Below are 14661 nucleotides of genomic sequence, written 5' to 3'. Positions count from 1 at the left end.
GTGGAGTGTGCTTGCTGCGCAGTTACTTCTCGTTCGCGAGATGGTCGGCTGTGGAGACGAGGAGAGACAAGGACTGGTCACTGAGAGCCCCGCTAGCACTTGCAACCGCAATTTTCTCCATCAGGAGGAGTGCTTTGGGAGGGACTTGAACCCATAGATCTTCCGTGATGCTAGGTAAGCGCAGCGTTTGGGCTTGTTTGCTTTGGTCCGTGCTGTGCGCACCATCGGCGACATTAAGCCTGTCATGGCGAGCGTCCATCCACCCGTGAGGTTTCTGTGCGGCGGTTTCTGCATCCCGTGCGATCTTGTCACCGATGTTTTTAACCGGTGTTTTGCCAATGTAGTTACTCAGCAGTGCATAGCTGATGTTCATCAGCTTTGCGAGCTGTGGGCGCCCGCCCACCTCTTGCGCGAGCAGGCGCAAATTGGCTAGGCGAATTGCGTAGATATCCATCTAGCCATTTTCATAACGTTGACGCCTCACGTAAATGACCTGCTGGGTACATTTGTGTTGCGGAAAAATATACCTGTGAGGTATATTTTCGAGCGTGGGTTTGAGGACGAACCGCTTGTAACCGACTGCTTTCTGAGCTGTGGCCTCGTCTTGAAATGTTCCGATTTAAGTTCCACCGCTTCGGCGTGCCCCGCCGTGGCTTTCGCCGGTGTTGCCGGCTTTTTTCTTCCTGCTGCACTGCCATTGTCGGCATCGCAGCGCGCCTTCACACCATTTTCCAAGGAGAGCGCCTTATGAAACAGGCTTATCGCCACGTTGTCGTTGCCGGGCAGGTGCTGGCCAAAAGCCACCACAACGGGATCGTGGGGCTGGCTGCGGTGATGCACAAGAACGCGACCATCCTGACCAACAAGCTCAACCCCAATAACGACGCCAACCAGCTGACGTTGACCGAGGCCGCCGAAATCACCGACCGCATGCAGAGTCCGGTGATCGCCGATGCGCTGGCGTCGCTGTGCGGTTACGTGACGGTGCCGCTGCCGGAAGGTCATCGTTCGCTGCGCGAGCTGTCGCGCGAGTTCTGCCTGCTGGCGAAGGAGTGCGGCGACACCGGCGGCGAGATTGCCCGGGCCGAAGCGCCCGACAGCGAGTGGGGCGAGCAGTTGAGCCCGGCCGAGCGCAAGCGGATCGAGCAGCACCTGCGTCGTCTGCTGACCGTGGGTGCCGGCATGTTGCTGCAGGTGGGCTGAGGGAGAGCGGACATGATTGCGGTAACGCATGTCGAGGCTCGGGCGCTGAAGCGCTGCTCGGATCTGGCGAAGCGGGTGTATGTGTCGGGTTTGTTGCGGCTGGTGGATCTGCGCGATGCGAACGTCACCGGACCGCGCCAGTCGGTGCTGACGCAACTGGCGTCACTGGTGGGGCCGGTACCGGTGATGAACAGGCCTCTGCAGTATGAGGAGCTAAGAGCGATGCTGGCCGAGCTGCTCACTGCCGGGGTGATCGAGAGTCGTGGCGATCTGCGGGTGTTCGATGTGGTGCTACTGCCGCGAACGAGGTGGGCCGCATGAGCGTACTGATCTCCGACGCTGAGCGCACCGCACTCGAATACCTCGATCCGTTCGACTTCAAGCTGTACGTGCTGGGCCTGCGCTGGCACATGGACTACCAGACCGGCATCGTCGGTCGGGCCCGCGGCATTTCGTACCAGAGCCTCTCGGAAGCAGTCGAGAGCCATCCGGAGGCTTGCAGCCGGGCCAAGGCGGTCAAGCCGACCGAGAAGCGACTTCGTTGCGCGCTCGAGCGCTTCGAACGGCTGGGCTTGGTGGTGCGCAAACACGACCCGAAACATCTCGTTTTTTCACTCCCGTTGGCGACCCTGGCCGACGTGCGTCCGAAATCCGAAGGGCAGATGAAGGGTAGGGATGAAGGGCTGGCTGCAAGCCGCGCCAGTGCTGCTTTTGCAAGAGGTGAAGGGCACCCCTCAAACCGCCATGAACGGCACACATCAGAGGTCGGGTTTTTACTCTCCGAATCATCATCATCTGTGGAATCGACCATGGCTGGGGATAAGCCGGTTGCCGACGAGATGATGCCGGTCGAGGAGGGGAACGAAACCCTGACCGCACTGGCGACGATGCTGCGCGAACTTGGCATTCCGGTGTCCCCCCGTCATGCCCAGCTGCGCAACTGGGCCAGTGCGGCGGTCTCGGTCGACGAACTCCGGTCTGCAGTGGCGACTGCGCGCAAATACAAACCGGCACCGGAAGCACTGCCGTTGGCCTATCTGGCCAAGGTGCTGCAGACGGCGAGGTCGTCGAACGTCGTGCCGCTGACGACCCCATCCAGCCCGTCCGGCAAGCCGTGGTTCGAGTCCTGGTCCGGCATTCAGGCCAAGGGTGAAGCGTTCGGGCTGTTCGAGAAGGACTTCGCCCAGCCGCAGCTGTTCCGCGAGGCCGTGCTGCAGGCCGCCGGCGTCGGCCGGCAGGCGCAGCGTGTCGCGCACGTCGACGCAGGAGGGCGCTGATGGCCCGCAATCCGTGGTTGCGCCCGGCCGGCGCCGACGGCCTCATCCCGGTGCGGGTGCTGTGGGAACGCCTGGCGGTAATCTATGGCGCCAAGTGGCGGGCTCAGCATCCGGACGAGCATGCGCAGAAGGTGTGGCACCAGTCGGCGGCGGATCTGCTTTACGCCCGTGGCATCCAGTACCGGATGGTCAAACCGGTGCTCGACAAGCTGCTGGTCTCGGTCCGGGCCGACTCGGTGCCGCCGTCGCTGGCCGAGCTGGCTGACATGGTGTTGCCGGCGATCGACTTCGCGGCGGCGTTCGATGAAGCCCGGCTACAGGCACCGCTGGTGATCCTCGGCGGTGCCGTGTGGAGCCAGCCGGCGATCTATTGGGCAGCACGCGACTTTGGCCTGAACCGGATCGCCGCGGCACGCTGGGGCCGCAGCAAGGGCGACTGGGTGCGGCTGCTATCGAAGCGACTGGCAAGTAATTGCCCGGCGGTGCCGGCGAACGTACCGCCACCCGAATACAAGCGCGGCAATGCCACGGTGGCTGCCGCCTCGGTGGCGCAGCTGAAGGAAATGCTGGCTGCAAAAGCGGCCTGAGCAGGACAAAACAAAGCCCGGCAACGATCGGGCTAGGTGGTCTCCGGGGCATTTAACGGAGGCAGTGAACGATGTTGGATATTCAAGGTGCGATCAGGCTGCTGGATGACTGGGGCCGCTGGTCCTGCCCGTTGCCGGGCAACGGCTTTGCCGCGTGTCGGTACATGACGCCGGAAGAACGCATTCAGGCGGGCGCGACATCGCGGCCAAGCAGCGTGAACGAGGACGAAGTCATGCGGGCCGAGGCGGTGATTGCCACGCTGCCGGAAAGCACGCGGCTCTTGCTGCGCAAACACTACGTGTTCAAGGCCAATCCCAAGAGGGTGTGCGAACAGCTGCGTTTGCCATGCGTGGACTACCGGGCGTACGTCACGCGTGCCGAGGAAGTGTTCCGAATGAAATGGAATTATTTGTTGTCGACGCCAACCAAGTCCATCCGCTATCTTTCGCTCAACAATTCGCCTTCGCTAAGGCACGTGTCTACCCGGGAAAGGGTGGTTTCGCACGCCTAGCAGAAACGAATCACCAGACCCCGCCGCAGCAATGCGCGGGGTTTTTGCTTTTCCGGGTCGACACGCCGACCAACCCGAGCCCGCCATCGTGCGGGCTTTGTCGTTTCCGGAAGTACCCCATGCAAACCTATTACCTGCTGTTTCTGGCAGATGGCCGGACAGTGATCGACAACGTCGTGCCGGCCGGCGCCGAGGTGTTCGCCGAGTGCGATGCCGAGAGTCGGCTGGCTGCGCTCGATCTGTTGGCCGGGTTCGACTGAGGCACGAGCATCGGGCAGCACCGCCGGTCGTGCACCTGCATCTTGCAGGCAAGCATCCACCTCATACTGATGACGACGGGCAGGGGTGACCTGCCGCTCTGTTGGAACAGTCAGGAGAACCGGTATGGCCAGCAAGAACACGATTTGTCTGTGGTACGACGGCGCTGCGCTGGATGCAGCGGAGTTTTATGCCAGGACGTTCCCGGATAGCGCAGTCGGCGCCATCCTTCGCGCGCCCGGCGACTACCCGGCCGGCAAGGAGGGCGACGTGCTGACGGTCGAGTTCACGGTGATGGGGCTGCCGTGTCTTGGTCTGAACGGTGGGCCCGGCTTCACGCATGACGAGGCCTTCTCGTTTCAGGTCTCGACCGAGGACCAGGCTGAAACAGATCGCCTGTGGAATGCCATCGTCGGCAACGGCGGTCAGGAAAGTGCCTGCGGCTGGTGCAAGGACAAGTGGGGCGTGTCGTGGCAGATCACGCCACGCATCCTGATGACGGCGATCGCCGACCCGGATCGCGCGGCAGCCAAGCGCGCGTTCGAAGCCATGATGAACATGTGCAAGATCGACATCGCGGCGATCGAGGCGGCTTGGCGCGGCTGAAGCAGCTCACGCTCCGCCGTGGTCAATACAACGGTTGGAGTGCTTGATGGTTTCCTTTTCGCCGATGCGCCCGTGCCGGCAGGTCGGCTGCCGGACACTGGTCGAGCGCGGCTACTGCGAGCAGCACCAGCCCAAGGTTGCGCGGCGCTATGACCAGTTGCGCGGCACGTCGGCGCAGCGCGGCTATGGTTCGCGCTGGCAGAAGGCGCGGGCGACGTATCTGCGATCGCATCCGTTCTGTGTGGCATGCGCTGCGCGCCACCGGTTGGTGCCGGCCAACGTGGTCGATCATGTCGTGCCGCATCGCGGCGACCAGACGCTGTTCTGGGATACGAACAACTGGCAGCCGTTGTGCAAGTCCTGCCACGACGCCAAGACCGCGCGCGAAGACGGCGGCCTCGGCAATCGGCGGCTGGCCTGAGTCGGTCTGCATCGCCCCTCGATCAAGGGGGGGGCTATCAAAAGGCTGGGGTGCTTCGCCCTAGACCGAGTAGTCCCCCGTTTCCGCACAAACCCCCGAAATCCATAGGGGGGGGTATGAACCGGCCCGCTGCTGCATTCATTCCAGCGTTTGGCCGCTTCCGCTCTCCCGATCCTTGATAGGCGCTGCATGAGCGAGCAAACCACCCCGGCGAGCGCGCTGGTCGCGCTGCCCCGACCACCCCGTTTCCTCAAATCCGCACGACCGAAGCGGATCTGGTCGTACTTGCTGTCGTCATTGGCCGAAGCCCAGCTCGACTACGCGTCGGCACTGATCGGCTTGGCGCTGCTGGCCGAGAAGGTCGACGCCTGGCGTTCCCACGTCGACGCGATCCGCAAGGAAGGCGGTCGCTATGACGTTGATTCCAACGGCGGCTCGATGGAGTCGGACGAGTCGATGGCCGAGCGTCGTGCCCGCAACGAGGTGCTCAAGGATCTCGACCAGGCCGGACTGACCGTCACCACGGCGGCGCGCATCCGGGTGATCGACCGGCTGGCCTCGCAGGGCGAGCTGTTCAGCCCGTTCGACCTGCTCGAGCAGGCCCACGAAGGTGAGCGCCTCCCACGGCTGCCGCCCTGGACGATGACGTCCGCCGAGAAGCGTCTCTGGCAGGACCTGCAGCCGCTGCTCGAGCAGAGCGGCTTCGACTTCAGCTCGGCCGGTCTGGCGATCGGCCTGCTGTGCGCGGCGATGGCCGACTGGTACGAGGCCCGCCAATGGCTGGCCGACCACAAGGGCAAGCACTTCGCGGTCAGCTACAAGACCGGCCGGACCTACGAAGTGAGCGCCAGCTACAACCGGGCCAAGATCGCGCGCCAGATCCGCGAACTGCTCAAACGCAACGGACTGACCGTCTACGCATGTGCCAAACACAAAGCCATCAGCAAGGGCCGGGTACTGAGTGCGGAACTGGCCGAGATCCTGATGTTCGCGGACCAGCGGGCAGACTGATCCCGGCCGGTTACGCGCTGCAGCCATGGGACCAGTACGGCCTCGACGTGCTCGAAGGCCGGATCGTCGCCGGCCGCTACACCCGGCTGGCGATCGAACGCCACTTCAGGGATTTGCGCGACGGCGGCGAACGCGGTCTGGTGTTCCGCATTGACCACGCCCGGCATGTCATCGACTTCTTCAAACACTGCCGGCAAAGCTCGGGCGAATGGGGCGGGCAACCGATCGTGCTGCAACCGTGGCAGCAGTTCTGGCTGGCCGTGACCTTCGGCTGGCGCCGCATCGACGGTTCGCGCCGCTTCCGCACCTGGTACGAGGAAGTCGCGCGCAAGAACGGCAAGAGCACCAAGCTGTCGGCGATCGGCCTCTACCTGTTCGCGATGGACAAGGAGAAGGGCGCGCAGGTCTTCACCGCGGCGACCAAGCTCGACCAGGCCAAGATCACCCACAAGGAAGCCGAGATGATGGTGCAGCAGTCCCCCGGGCTGCGGCAGCTGATCTCGGTGCACAACAACCGGATGTTCATCGCCGGCACCGCCAACCTGTTCGTGCCGCTCGGCGCCGATGCCAAGACGCAGGACGGCCTGAACGTGCACGGCGCGATCATCGACGAGCTGCACGCCCACCCGTCACGGGCATTGTGGGACGTGATCGAGACCGCCACCGGCGCCCGGCGCAGCCCGCTGCTGTACGCGATCACCACCGCCGGCGAGAACATCGAAGGCTCGATCTGCCTCGAGCAGCGCGGCTACCTGATCCGGGTGCTCGAAGGCACCGAGACCGACGACTCGTTCGGCGGAGTGATCTACACGCTGGATGCCGACGACGACTGGCGCGACGAGGCCAACTGGATCAAGGCCAATCCGAACATGGGCGTGTCGATCAAGGTCGAGCAGCTGAGGGACATGGCCAAAAAAGCCGCCGCGGTTCCGACCGCGCTGTTCAACTTCCTGACCAAGCGGCTGAACATCTGGACCCAGTTGCTCGATGCCTGGCTGTCACTGGACGACTGGGATGCCTGCGGCGAAGCGTTCGACGAGGCCGATCTCCATGGCCGCTACTGCTACGGCGGGCTGGACGTTTCCAAGACCACCGACCTGACCGCGTGGGTGCTGGTGTTCCCGCCGCAGGCCGGTGACCCGAACTGGACCCTCCTGCCGCGCTTCTTCGTGCCCGAAGACCAGCTCGAACGCCGCGAACAGAAGGACCGCGTCGACTACCGGACCTGGGCACAGCAGGACCACCTGCAGACCACACCGGGCCGGATCGTCGACCAGGAACAGATCCGCCTGCAGGTGCTGGCCGATCAGGCCGTGTTCGACATCCGCGAGATCGGTTACGACGACTGGAACTCGCTCAAGCTCGCCGGCGAGCTGGCCGAGGCCGGCTTGCAGATGGTCGAGATCCCCCAGAATTTCCAGGCGCTGTCGGCGCCCAGCAAGTTTCTCGAGGAAATCATGCTCAACAGACTGCTCCGCCACGGCGGCCACCCGGTGCTGCGCTGGAACGCCGGCAACGTGGTGCTGCTGCAGGACACCAACGGCAACCTGCGCCCGAACAAGCGCAAGTCACGCGAAAAAATCGACGGCATCGTCGCCACCGTGATGGCACTGAACCGGGCGATGTTCCCGGCCGAACCGGACGCGACACCCGGGGTCATCGTGCTATGAGCGTGCTCGATACCTGGCTTGCCGAACGGCGCGTGACAAAGGCACAGGCCACGCCACCACCCACGACGGCCGAACCGGTCCACAACGGCAGCATGCGGCTGTCGCAGGGCTACGCCGGCACCGACCTGTATGCCTTCCTCACCGGCGGCCTGTCGGCCGCCGGCATGGCGGTGAACGAGCGCACCGCGATGAACGTCGCTGCGGTGTTCGCCTGCGTCGGGCTGATCGGCGGCTCGATTGCGGCCTTGCCGCTGCCGATCTACCGCTGGACCGACCGCGGTCGCGAGACCGTGTCCGAATCGCAGAGCGGGCTGTGGCGACTGCTCAACCTCGAGCCATGGCCGTCGATGTCTGCGGCGGTCTGGCGCGAATGCATGATGACCTCGGTGCTGCTGCAGGGCGATGCGTTCGCCCGCATCCATCGCAAGTCGGCACGCTCGCCCGAGATCGCCGGCTTCGAGCCGCTGCCGCACTCGACGGTCGAGCCGATCCCGGCCAAGGGCCGGCTGCTGTACCGGATCACGCCCACCGACGGCGGCACGCCGTACACGCTCGACCAGGACGACATGCTGCACGTCCCCGGTGTCGGCTTCGACGGCCAGCGTGGCCTGCCGGTAATCCGCCATGCGCTGCGCAACGTTGCCGGGACCGCACTCGCCGCGAGCGAGTACACCGGGCGCTTCTTCAGCAACGGCGCGCGGCCGGACTTCGTGCTGCAGTCGGACTCGCCCAAGGCGCTTGATCCCGGCGTAGTGCAGACCATCCGCGAGACCTGGGCGCAGAAGCATCAGGGCGTCGCCAACAGTCACCTGCCGGCGATCCTCAGCGGCGGGCTCAAGATCGCCCAGCTGACCATGAGCGCCGAAGACGCGCAGCTGCTGGGGATCATGAATCTATCGGTCGAGGAGGTGGCGCGGATCTTCGGTGTGCCGCCGTTCATGATCGGCCATGTCGAGAAGACGTCGTCCTTCGGTACCGGCATCGAGCAGCAGTCGATCGGCTTCGTGAAGTTCACGCTGCTGCGCCACCTGGTGAAGTTCGCCCAGGAACTGAACCGCAAGGTCTTCCGAGGCACGACCTATTGCGAGTTCGACACCACCGGCCTCGAGCGCGGCGACACCAAGTCGCGCTACGAAGCCTATCGGGTTGCACTCGGCCGGGCCGGCGAACCGGGCTGGATGACGCCGAACGAAGTGCGCCATGAAGAAAACCGCCCCGACATCCCGGGCGGCGAACGCCTTTACTACGGAGGAGAGAATGCGACAGCTGCTGAACCTGCTGATCAGTAACCGGCAGGCCGACCGGCGCTTCGAGGTGGTGCAGAACCAGAGCGGTGGCGATGCCACGCTCTACTTGTACGACTGCATCGTCGCCACGCAGGCCGAGGCCGACTGGTGGGGCGGCGTCGCCGCCGACACCGTCGCCAAGAAGATCGCCGCGATCGACGCCCCGACCATCCACGTGCGGATCAACTCGCCCGGTGGTGACGTTTTCGGCGGCCGGGCGATCGAGACCGCGCTGCGACAGCACCCGGCGCAGATCCACGTGCACGTCGACGGCCTTGCCGCGAGCGCCGCGAGCTTCATCGCCATGGCCGGCGACGTGATCGCGATCTCGCCCGGTGCCTTCGTGATGATCCACCAGGCGCAAACGCTGGCCTACGGCTCCGCCGACGCCCTCGAAAAGACCGCTGGACTGCTGCGCAAGGTCGATGCCACCCTGGTCGACACCTACGTCACGCGCACGAAGCAGGACGACGGCCGCGTGCGCGACTGGGTCCACGCCGAAACCTGGTTCACCGCCGCCGAAGCGGTCGAGTACGGCTTCGCCGACCAACTGGCTGACGACAGCAATGATGTGTCGGCCTGCTGGAACCTCTCGGCCTACGCCAAGGCGCCGATTGCGGCCAGCGTGCCGCCGGAAAATCCGGTGCCGCCCGAACCTGCCGCACCGGCTGGCCAAGATGACCAGTCCCACAGACAGCGTGCCGCCAACCAGCGCCGCGTCGCGCTGCTGAACCTCGGGTTCTGACCCGCTCGCGTTACCGTTTCCCTTCTTGCTTCAGGCCGCCTCCGGGCGGCCTTTTTTATTGGAGTTTCCCCATGGCCGTATCCATCCAGACCCTCCGCGAACAGCGTGCCGCCATCGGCGCCAAACTGAAGAACCTCGTCGACAGCGATCACAATCCGCTGTGGAACGACAGCCTGCAGGCCGAATACGACGCCGCAGTGAAACAGGTTGCCGACATCGATGCGCAGATCGAGCGCATCGAGGCATACAACACGCTGATGGCCGACCTGCAGGTCAACAACACCATCGTCGAGGCCGTTGGCAAGAAGGCCGGCAGCGAGGCCGCCAAAATCTACGACACGCTGCTGCGCCACGGCCCGATGGCGCTGACGCAGGACCAGCTGGGTACGCTGCGCAATGCCATGAGTACCACCAGCGGCAGCGAGGGCGGCTATACCGTGCCCGAGGAATTGGCGCGCAGCGTGATCGAAGCACTCAAGTCCTTCGGCGGGATGCGCGAAGTGGCGACGGTGATCTCGACCGCGTCCGGCGCCGCCATGTCGTTCCCGACCACCGACGGCACGTCGGAAGAGGGCGAGATCGTCGCCGAGAACGCTGCGGCCGGCGATGCCGACATCGCATTCGGTACCCGCTCGATCAACACCTTCAAGTTCAGCTCCAAGATCGTCACCGTGCCGATCGAGCTGCTGCAGGACAGTGCCGTCGACCTCGATGCGCTGATCAACCGCCGCTGCATCTCGCGGATCGGCCGGATCACCAACAAGAAATTCACCCTCGGGACCGGCAACGGCGAACCGAACGGCATCGTGCCGAACGCCGCCGTCGGCGTCACCGGTGCATCGACCAAGACCGTCAGCGGCGACGAGCTGATCGATCTCGAGCACAGCGTCGACCCGGCCTACCGCCACAACGGCCGCTGGATGTTCGCCGACAGCACGCTGCGAGAACTGAAGAAGCTCAAGGACGACCAGGGCCGGCCACTGTGGCTGCCGGGCTTCGCCGTCAAGGAGCCGGACACGATCCTCAGCTATGGCTACGTGATCAACCAGGACATGCCGGCCATGGCCGCCGGCGCGACCTCGATCCTGTTCGGCGACTTCAGCACCTATCTGATCCGCGATGCGCTGGCGATGCAGATGCACCGCTTCACCGACTCGGCGTTCGCCCGCAAGGGACAGGTCGGCTTCCTGATGTTCTCGCGCTCGGGCGGCAACCTGCTCGACGTTGGCGGTTCGATCAAGGCGTTCAAGAACGCCGCCTCGGCCCCTTCGGTGGAGCAGGAAACCCGCGAGCCGGAAGAAGCGATCGCCTGATTGAAGGAATCCCATGCTGCGCATCACCACGCCGCCGGCCGGATTGCCGGTCACCGTCGACGAGTTCAAGTCCTGGGGCTACGAGTTCAACACCGATCAGGACGACAACATCCGCCGCGAGATCAGTACCGCGACCGATGTGGCCGAACGGATGACCCGCCGGGCACTGCTCACCCGCGAGGTGGAAATCACTGCGGCGGACTTCGCCTGTGCGCGTTACCTCGTTGGCGCCACGCCGGTGCAGGCGATCGTGTCGGTGCAGTACCTCGATCCGGCAGGCCAGCCGCAGACGCTCGATCCGGCCGCCTGCCGGATCCTGCCGGGCGAGCCCGAGCAGCTGTGGCCCGCGGTCGGGCAGTCGTGGCCGGCGACCTGTCGCGACCCGGCGGCGGTGACGGTGACCCTGCGTTGCGGTTACGGCGAAGCGGCCGACGTTCCGGACGCCTTCAAGACCTGGATCATCCGCCGCGTTGCCACCAGCTACGAGTATCGCAAGAACGTCGAGAACGGCACGCTGAATGAACTCCCGGAAGACTTCGTCGACGGGGTGCTTGATGACTACGTAATCCGGGGAGTGTGGTGATGGGCAACCTCAACAAGTACCGCTCGCGGGTGCGGATCGAACAGCTGCAGTCGCCGCGCGACAGCGTCGGCGGCGAACTGAAGGTCTGGGTGCCGCTGGCCGACACCGACCTGCCGGCGCGTATCCGGCCGCTGCGCGGACGGGAGTTCCTCGCCACGCAACAGGTGCAAGCCGAAGTCACCACCGAGATCAGCCTGCGCTACCCACGGCAGCTGCCGACCATCACTGCCGCCATGCGCGTGCGCTGCGGCAGCACGCTTTACAACATCAAGGCCGCCATCGACATCGACGGCCGACAAATCGACTTGCAACTGATGTGTACCAGCGGCGTCGACGAGGGCTGAGCCCGAAGAGAGGTTAAACATGGCCAGGATGCAGGGGCTCGACGCCCTGAGCCGCAAACTCAGGCTGCTGCCGAAACAGGTCCAGAACAAGCAGGTGAAACGCAGCCTCTCGGCCGGCGCGCGCGAACTGATCACCGCGATCAAAGCCGCAGCACCCGAAGACACCGGCTTGATGAAAACCCAGATCGTGCAGTTCCGCGTGCCGCAACAGAACAAGGTACAGGTCGGCATCAGCAGCCGGCTGAAGCGGCTCAAAAGCGAGCGCACCAGGCAAAAAGCCGATGCCCGAAACAAGTACCGCCCAGCCAACTACGGCGCCTACTACTGGCGCTTTGTCGAATTCGGCACCAGCCGCATGCCGGCCAAACCCTTCATCCGTCCGACATTCGACGCCAAGAAAACCGGCATCGCCAGACGAATCATCGTCGAGCTGGAGAAGGGCATCGAGACAGAGGCTCGCAAGCTGTGATCGAAGAAGCCATCTTCACCGCCCTGGCGCCACTGTTCGACGGCCGGGTCTACCCGCTGTTAGCACCGCAGGACACGCCACGACCGAACCTGGTGTACCAGGTTATCAGCGACACGCCGAACACCGTACTAGCTGGCCGAACCAACACCCACCACCTGCGCCTGCAGCTGAGCGTCTGGACTGACGACTATCTCAGCGGCAAGCGACTGGTGAAGCAGGCGATCGAAGCGCTCGAGCAGGCTGGGCTGCGGCCGGTTATCCGGTCCATCGTCGATGATCTGGAAACCGCAACCCGGCAATGCCGACAGATAGTCGATATGTCAGTATGGTGGCTGAATTGATTGGTTCAATAAGGGGTTATTTAAACTTTACACATTTCGTGGTGTTGAACTATTACTTGATGTAGATATGCTATGTCCTTTGAGTCTGTGTATTCTGATATGGGGGCCCTTACGAGCTTTTTGTTTTCCACCTTCCAAATAACCTTTTTGTTGAAGTAGTCAACCGCTATCGTTAGATTGTCTCTGATTTCTTTTTCTTGTTTTGACTTGAATTCATTGAATTTATTCTTTGGTTGATTTTCTAGGTCCGCCAAAATTCCATTGATGTTGGGGTGCGGGTGGGTGTATTTGTTTTTGAAGGTGTTTCTGACTTTATCTGGCTCGGTTGTGTTTTTATCGATATCTTTGGATTTTTTGAAGGTTATTATTGTTCCGTACGCGGAAAATAAGGTCCCGTCAAGTTTTCGATCTGGGTCTTCAATGTGCAATGATTCGATGTTGGTGTCTAAATTACCTGTGACTTTTATGTTGAGTGGCTTAACGGAATCCAGTTCCGTAACTAACAATTTTATGAAGTCAACGCTGCTTGACTGCTCGGCTGTATAAATTTGCCCGCCGCCAGAAGAGCACCAGCCTAAATTAATTTTTCTAAAGCGCAATCCAAGATTATATAAAGCGAGTACTGCGCCTACTACTGGGCCATTTTTCATTACCGGGCCTTGCGCATTTCCATGGGTTTGAATGTAAAGACCTAAGCCATTACTGTTTTTTCGTCCGTTCGTTACCCATTCGTTTGAAATGTTAATGAGTGTTTGAAGGTCTTTGTTGATGTTTGGTACTTCATATTTCTCTGAGGTGTATTGCGATAAGTAAATATCATCGGAAATATATCCGATGTCTTTGTAACGCAGGGCTAGTAGGTCGTCGCACGTTTTGAGTTCAGGGTCTTTGACGTCTTTGGGGTGAATAATAATGCTGATGATTCTCTTGCACTGCATTTTTCATCCTTTTATTTGTAGCTGCTGTGCTGCTTGGTTGAGTTTTCTGGACGATAGTTGGTAATTCAGCCCGTCCATGCTTATTTGAGGTGTGCATTTTCATGACTATGGCATTTGTTGATGATAGTTTGAATGAGTGTCTTTGTCCGAAGTAGTTCGTGTTCTTAATTTCAGGTGTGACATGTGTGACAACTGAAGCTTTTATATGCCCGCGTTCGCGGGCGTTTTCATTTGGAGGGTGTGATGTCGAACGCGATTGGATCGCAGGGTACGACGGTGTCGATCGGTGACGGCGCCGGCGGCTGGCTCGAGGTTGGCGAGGTGACCAACTTCTCGGGGATGGACGGGCAGGCGAACGAGATCGACTGCACGCACTTGAAGTCCGAAGCGAAAGAAAAACGCCTCGGGCTGCAGGACTACGGCGGCGTGAGTCTGGACCTGAACCGGATCTTCGACGACGAAGGTCAGGCGGCGGCCGATGTGGCCAAAGCGAGCGGGGCGGTGGTGCCGATTCAGATCACCTACACCAGTGGCCATGTGCAGAACTTCGACGCACTGGTGAAGGGCTTCTCGCACGAGTTCGGCGTCGACAATATCCTCAAGGGCAAGCTCGACCTGACGATTACCGGTGCGGTGACGACGACCAAACCGGTGCCGCCGGCGCCACCTGCACCGCAGGCCGTTGAACCGGAGGTGACCGCATGAAGCCGCTGTCGCGTGAACAACTGCTCGGCGCCGGCCGGGCGACCGAGACCGTGCCGGTACCGGCGTTGGATGGCTCGGCCATCGTCTCCGAAATGTCAGCGCTCGACGCCGAGCAGTTCTGGCTCGAGGTCGCGTCATTGCGCGAAGCCGGCCAGCCGATGACCAGCGAGATCGAGGCCCGGCTGCTGGTACGGTCATTGGTCGACGAGCGCGGCGAGCGACTGCTGCAGGACGACGATGCGGAAGGTTTGCCGGCGCATCTGTCCGGTCTGTCGCTACGCCTGCTGGCCGATGTGGCCTGGCGCTTGAACACGCCACCGCAAGAGGCGATCGACGCCGCAAAAAAGCCCTGACCCGGCGACCTTTCCTGCGCTTTGCGCACCGGCTGGCCC

At 62.5% G+C, this 14661-nt stretch carries 21 protein-coding genes; 19 read left to right on the top strand and 2 right to left on the bottom strand.

What is annotated here, in order from left to right; translation table 11 throughout:
- Nucleotides 1–22: 22 nt before the first annotated feature.
- Entirely contained in the window at nt 23–454 is a 432-nt protein-coding gene (locus tag JMJ54_RS01895) for a hypothetical protein (protein ID WP_203536253.1), read from the bottom strand.
- Between the two features lie 293 nt (nt 455–747).
- On the opposite strand from JMJ54_RS01895, the gene JMJ54_RS01890 reads away from it, so the two are divergent.
- From JMJ54_RS01890 to JMJ54_RS01810, 17 genes are all read left to right on the top strand, one after another.
- Nucleotides 748–1203 (top strand): phage regulatory CII family protein, encoded by a 456-nt coding sequence (locus tag JMJ54_RS01890; protein WP_203536252.1) that lies wholly within the window; start codon nt 748–750, stop codon nt 1201–1203.
- Between the two features lie 12 nt (nt 1204–1215).
- Entirely contained in the window at nt 1216–1524 is a 309-nt protein-coding gene (locus JMJ54_RS01885) for a hypothetical protein (RefSeq protein WP_203536251.1), read from the top strand.
- Complete coding sequence (locus JMJ54_RS01880) at nt 1521–2480, top strand: hypothetical protein (protein WP_203536250.1); 960 nt, start codon at nt 1521–1523, stop codon at nt 2478–2480. The genes JMJ54_RS01885 and JMJ54_RS01880 overlap by 4 nt, the downstream gene beginning before the upstream one ends.
- A complete protein-coding gene (locus JMJ54_RS01875) occupies nt 2480–3067 on the top strand; it encodes a hypothetical protein (protein WP_203536249.1) in 588 nt (195 codons plus the stop codon). Before JMJ54_RS01880 ends, JMJ54_RS01875 begins: the two co-directional genes overlap by 1 nt.
- Before the next feature lie 71 nt (nt 3068–3138).
- Nucleotides 3139–3579 carry a hypothetical protein gene (locus tag JMJ54_RS01870; protein WP_203536248.1) on the top strand — a complete coding sequence of 147 codons (441 nt, stop codon included), beginning with the start codon at nt 3139–3141 and terminating at the stop codon, nt 3577–3579.
- Between the two features lie 119 nt (nt 3580–3698).
- Nucleotides 3699–3839, top strand: a complete 141-nt coding sequence (locus JMJ54_RS01865; protein WP_203536247.1) for a hypothetical protein — start codon at nt 3699–3701, stop codon at nt 3837–3839.
- Between the two features lie 124 nt (nt 3840–3963).
- A complete protein-coding gene (locus tag JMJ54_RS01860) occupies nt 3964–4443 on the top strand; it encodes a VOC family protein (RefSeq protein WP_203536246.1) in 480 nt (159 codons plus the stop codon).
- A gap of 46 nt (nt 4444–4489) precedes the next feature.
- Entirely contained in the window at nt 4490–4864 is a 375-nt protein-coding gene (locus tag JMJ54_RS01855) for an HNH endonuclease (RefSeq protein ID WP_203536245.1), read from the top strand.
- A gap of 189 nt (nt 4865–5053) precedes the next feature.
- Nucleotides 5054–5875 carry a hypothetical protein gene (locus JMJ54_RS01850; protein WP_203536244.1) on the top strand — a complete coding sequence of 274 codons (822 nt, stop codon included), beginning with the start codon at nt 5054–5056 and terminating at the stop codon, nt 5873–5875.
- A 47-nt stretch (nt 5876–5922) separates the two neighbouring features.
- On the top strand, nt 5923–7545 hold the full coding sequence (locus tag JMJ54_RS01845) for a terminase large subunit (RefSeq protein WP_203536243.1): 1623 nt from the start codon (nt 5923–5925) through the stop codon (nt 7543–7545).
- Nucleotides 7542–8834, top strand: coding sequence for a phage portal protein (locus JMJ54_RS01840; RefSeq protein WP_203536242.1), 1293 nt, complete (start codon nt 7542–7544; stop codon nt 8832–8834). Before JMJ54_RS01845 ends, JMJ54_RS01840 begins: the two co-directional genes overlap by 4 nt.
- A complete protein-coding gene (locus tag JMJ54_RS01835) occupies nt 8803–9576 on the top strand; it encodes a head maturation protease, ClpP-related (RefSeq protein ID WP_203536241.1) in 774 nt (257 codons plus the stop codon). Before JMJ54_RS01840 ends, JMJ54_RS01835 begins: the two co-directional genes overlap by 32 nt.
- A 71-nt stretch (nt 9577–9647) precedes the next feature.
- Complete coding sequence (locus tag JMJ54_RS01830) at nt 9648–10889, top strand: phage major capsid protein (protein ID WP_203536240.1); 1242 nt, start codon at nt 9648–9650, stop codon at nt 10887–10889.
- 13 nt (nt 10890–10902) lie between these two features.
- Complete coding sequence (locus JMJ54_RS01825; protein WP_203536239.1) at nt 10903–11472, top strand: head-tail connector protein; 570 nt, start codon at nt 10903–10905, stop codon at nt 11470–11472.
- Nucleotides 11472–11816, top strand: coding sequence for a phage head closure protein (locus JMJ54_RS01820; RefSeq protein WP_203536238.1), 345 nt, complete (start codon nt 11472–11474; stop codon nt 11814–11816). The genes JMJ54_RS01825 and JMJ54_RS01820 overlap by 1 nt, the downstream gene beginning before the upstream one ends.
- A gap of 19 nt (nt 11817–11835) precedes the next feature.
- Complete coding sequence (locus JMJ54_RS01815; protein WP_203536237.1) at nt 11836–12285, top strand: HK97-gp10 family putative phage morphogenesis protein; 450 nt, start codon at nt 11836–11838, stop codon at nt 12283–12285.
- A complete protein-coding gene (locus tag JMJ54_RS01810) occupies nt 12282–12626 on the top strand; it encodes a DUF3168 domain-containing protein (protein ID WP_203536236.1) in 345 nt (114 codons plus the stop codon). Before JMJ54_RS01815 ends, JMJ54_RS01810 begins: the two co-directional genes overlap by 4 nt.
- Nucleotides 12627–12646: 20 nt before the next feature.
- On the opposite strand, the gene JMJ54_RS01805 is transcribed toward JMJ54_RS01810, so the two are convergent.
- Nucleotides 12647–13564 (bottom strand): hypothetical protein, encoded by a 918-nt coding sequence (locus JMJ54_RS01805; RefSeq protein WP_203536235.1) that lies wholly within the window; start codon nt 13562–13564, stop codon nt 12647–12649.
- A 243-nt stretch (nt 13565–13807) separates the two neighbouring features.
- Here JMJ54_RS01805 and JMJ54_RS01800 point away from each other — a divergent pair, with 243 nt between their 5' ends.
- Both JMJ54_RS01800 and JMJ54_RS01795 read left to right on the top strand, forming a co-directional pair.
- A complete protein-coding gene (locus JMJ54_RS01800; protein ID WP_203536234.1) occupies nt 13808–14269 on the top strand; it encodes a phage tail tube protein in 462 nt (153 codons plus the stop codon).
- Nucleotides 14266–14622, top strand: a complete 357-nt coding sequence (locus JMJ54_RS01795; RefSeq protein ID WP_203536233.1) for a hypothetical protein — start codon at nt 14266–14268, stop codon at nt 14620–14622. The genes JMJ54_RS01800 and JMJ54_RS01795 overlap by 4 nt, the downstream gene beginning before the upstream one ends.
- Nucleotides 14623–14661 lie beyond the last annotated feature (39 nt).

The organism is Jeongeupia naejangsanensis, from assembly GCF_016865585.1.
GTDB classification, from domain to species: Bacteria; Pseudomonadota; Gammaproteobacteria; order Burkholderiales; family Chitinibacteraceae; genus Jeongeupia; species Jeongeupia naejangsanensis.
This window is presented reverse-complemented; position numbering and strand designations above follow the sequence as displayed.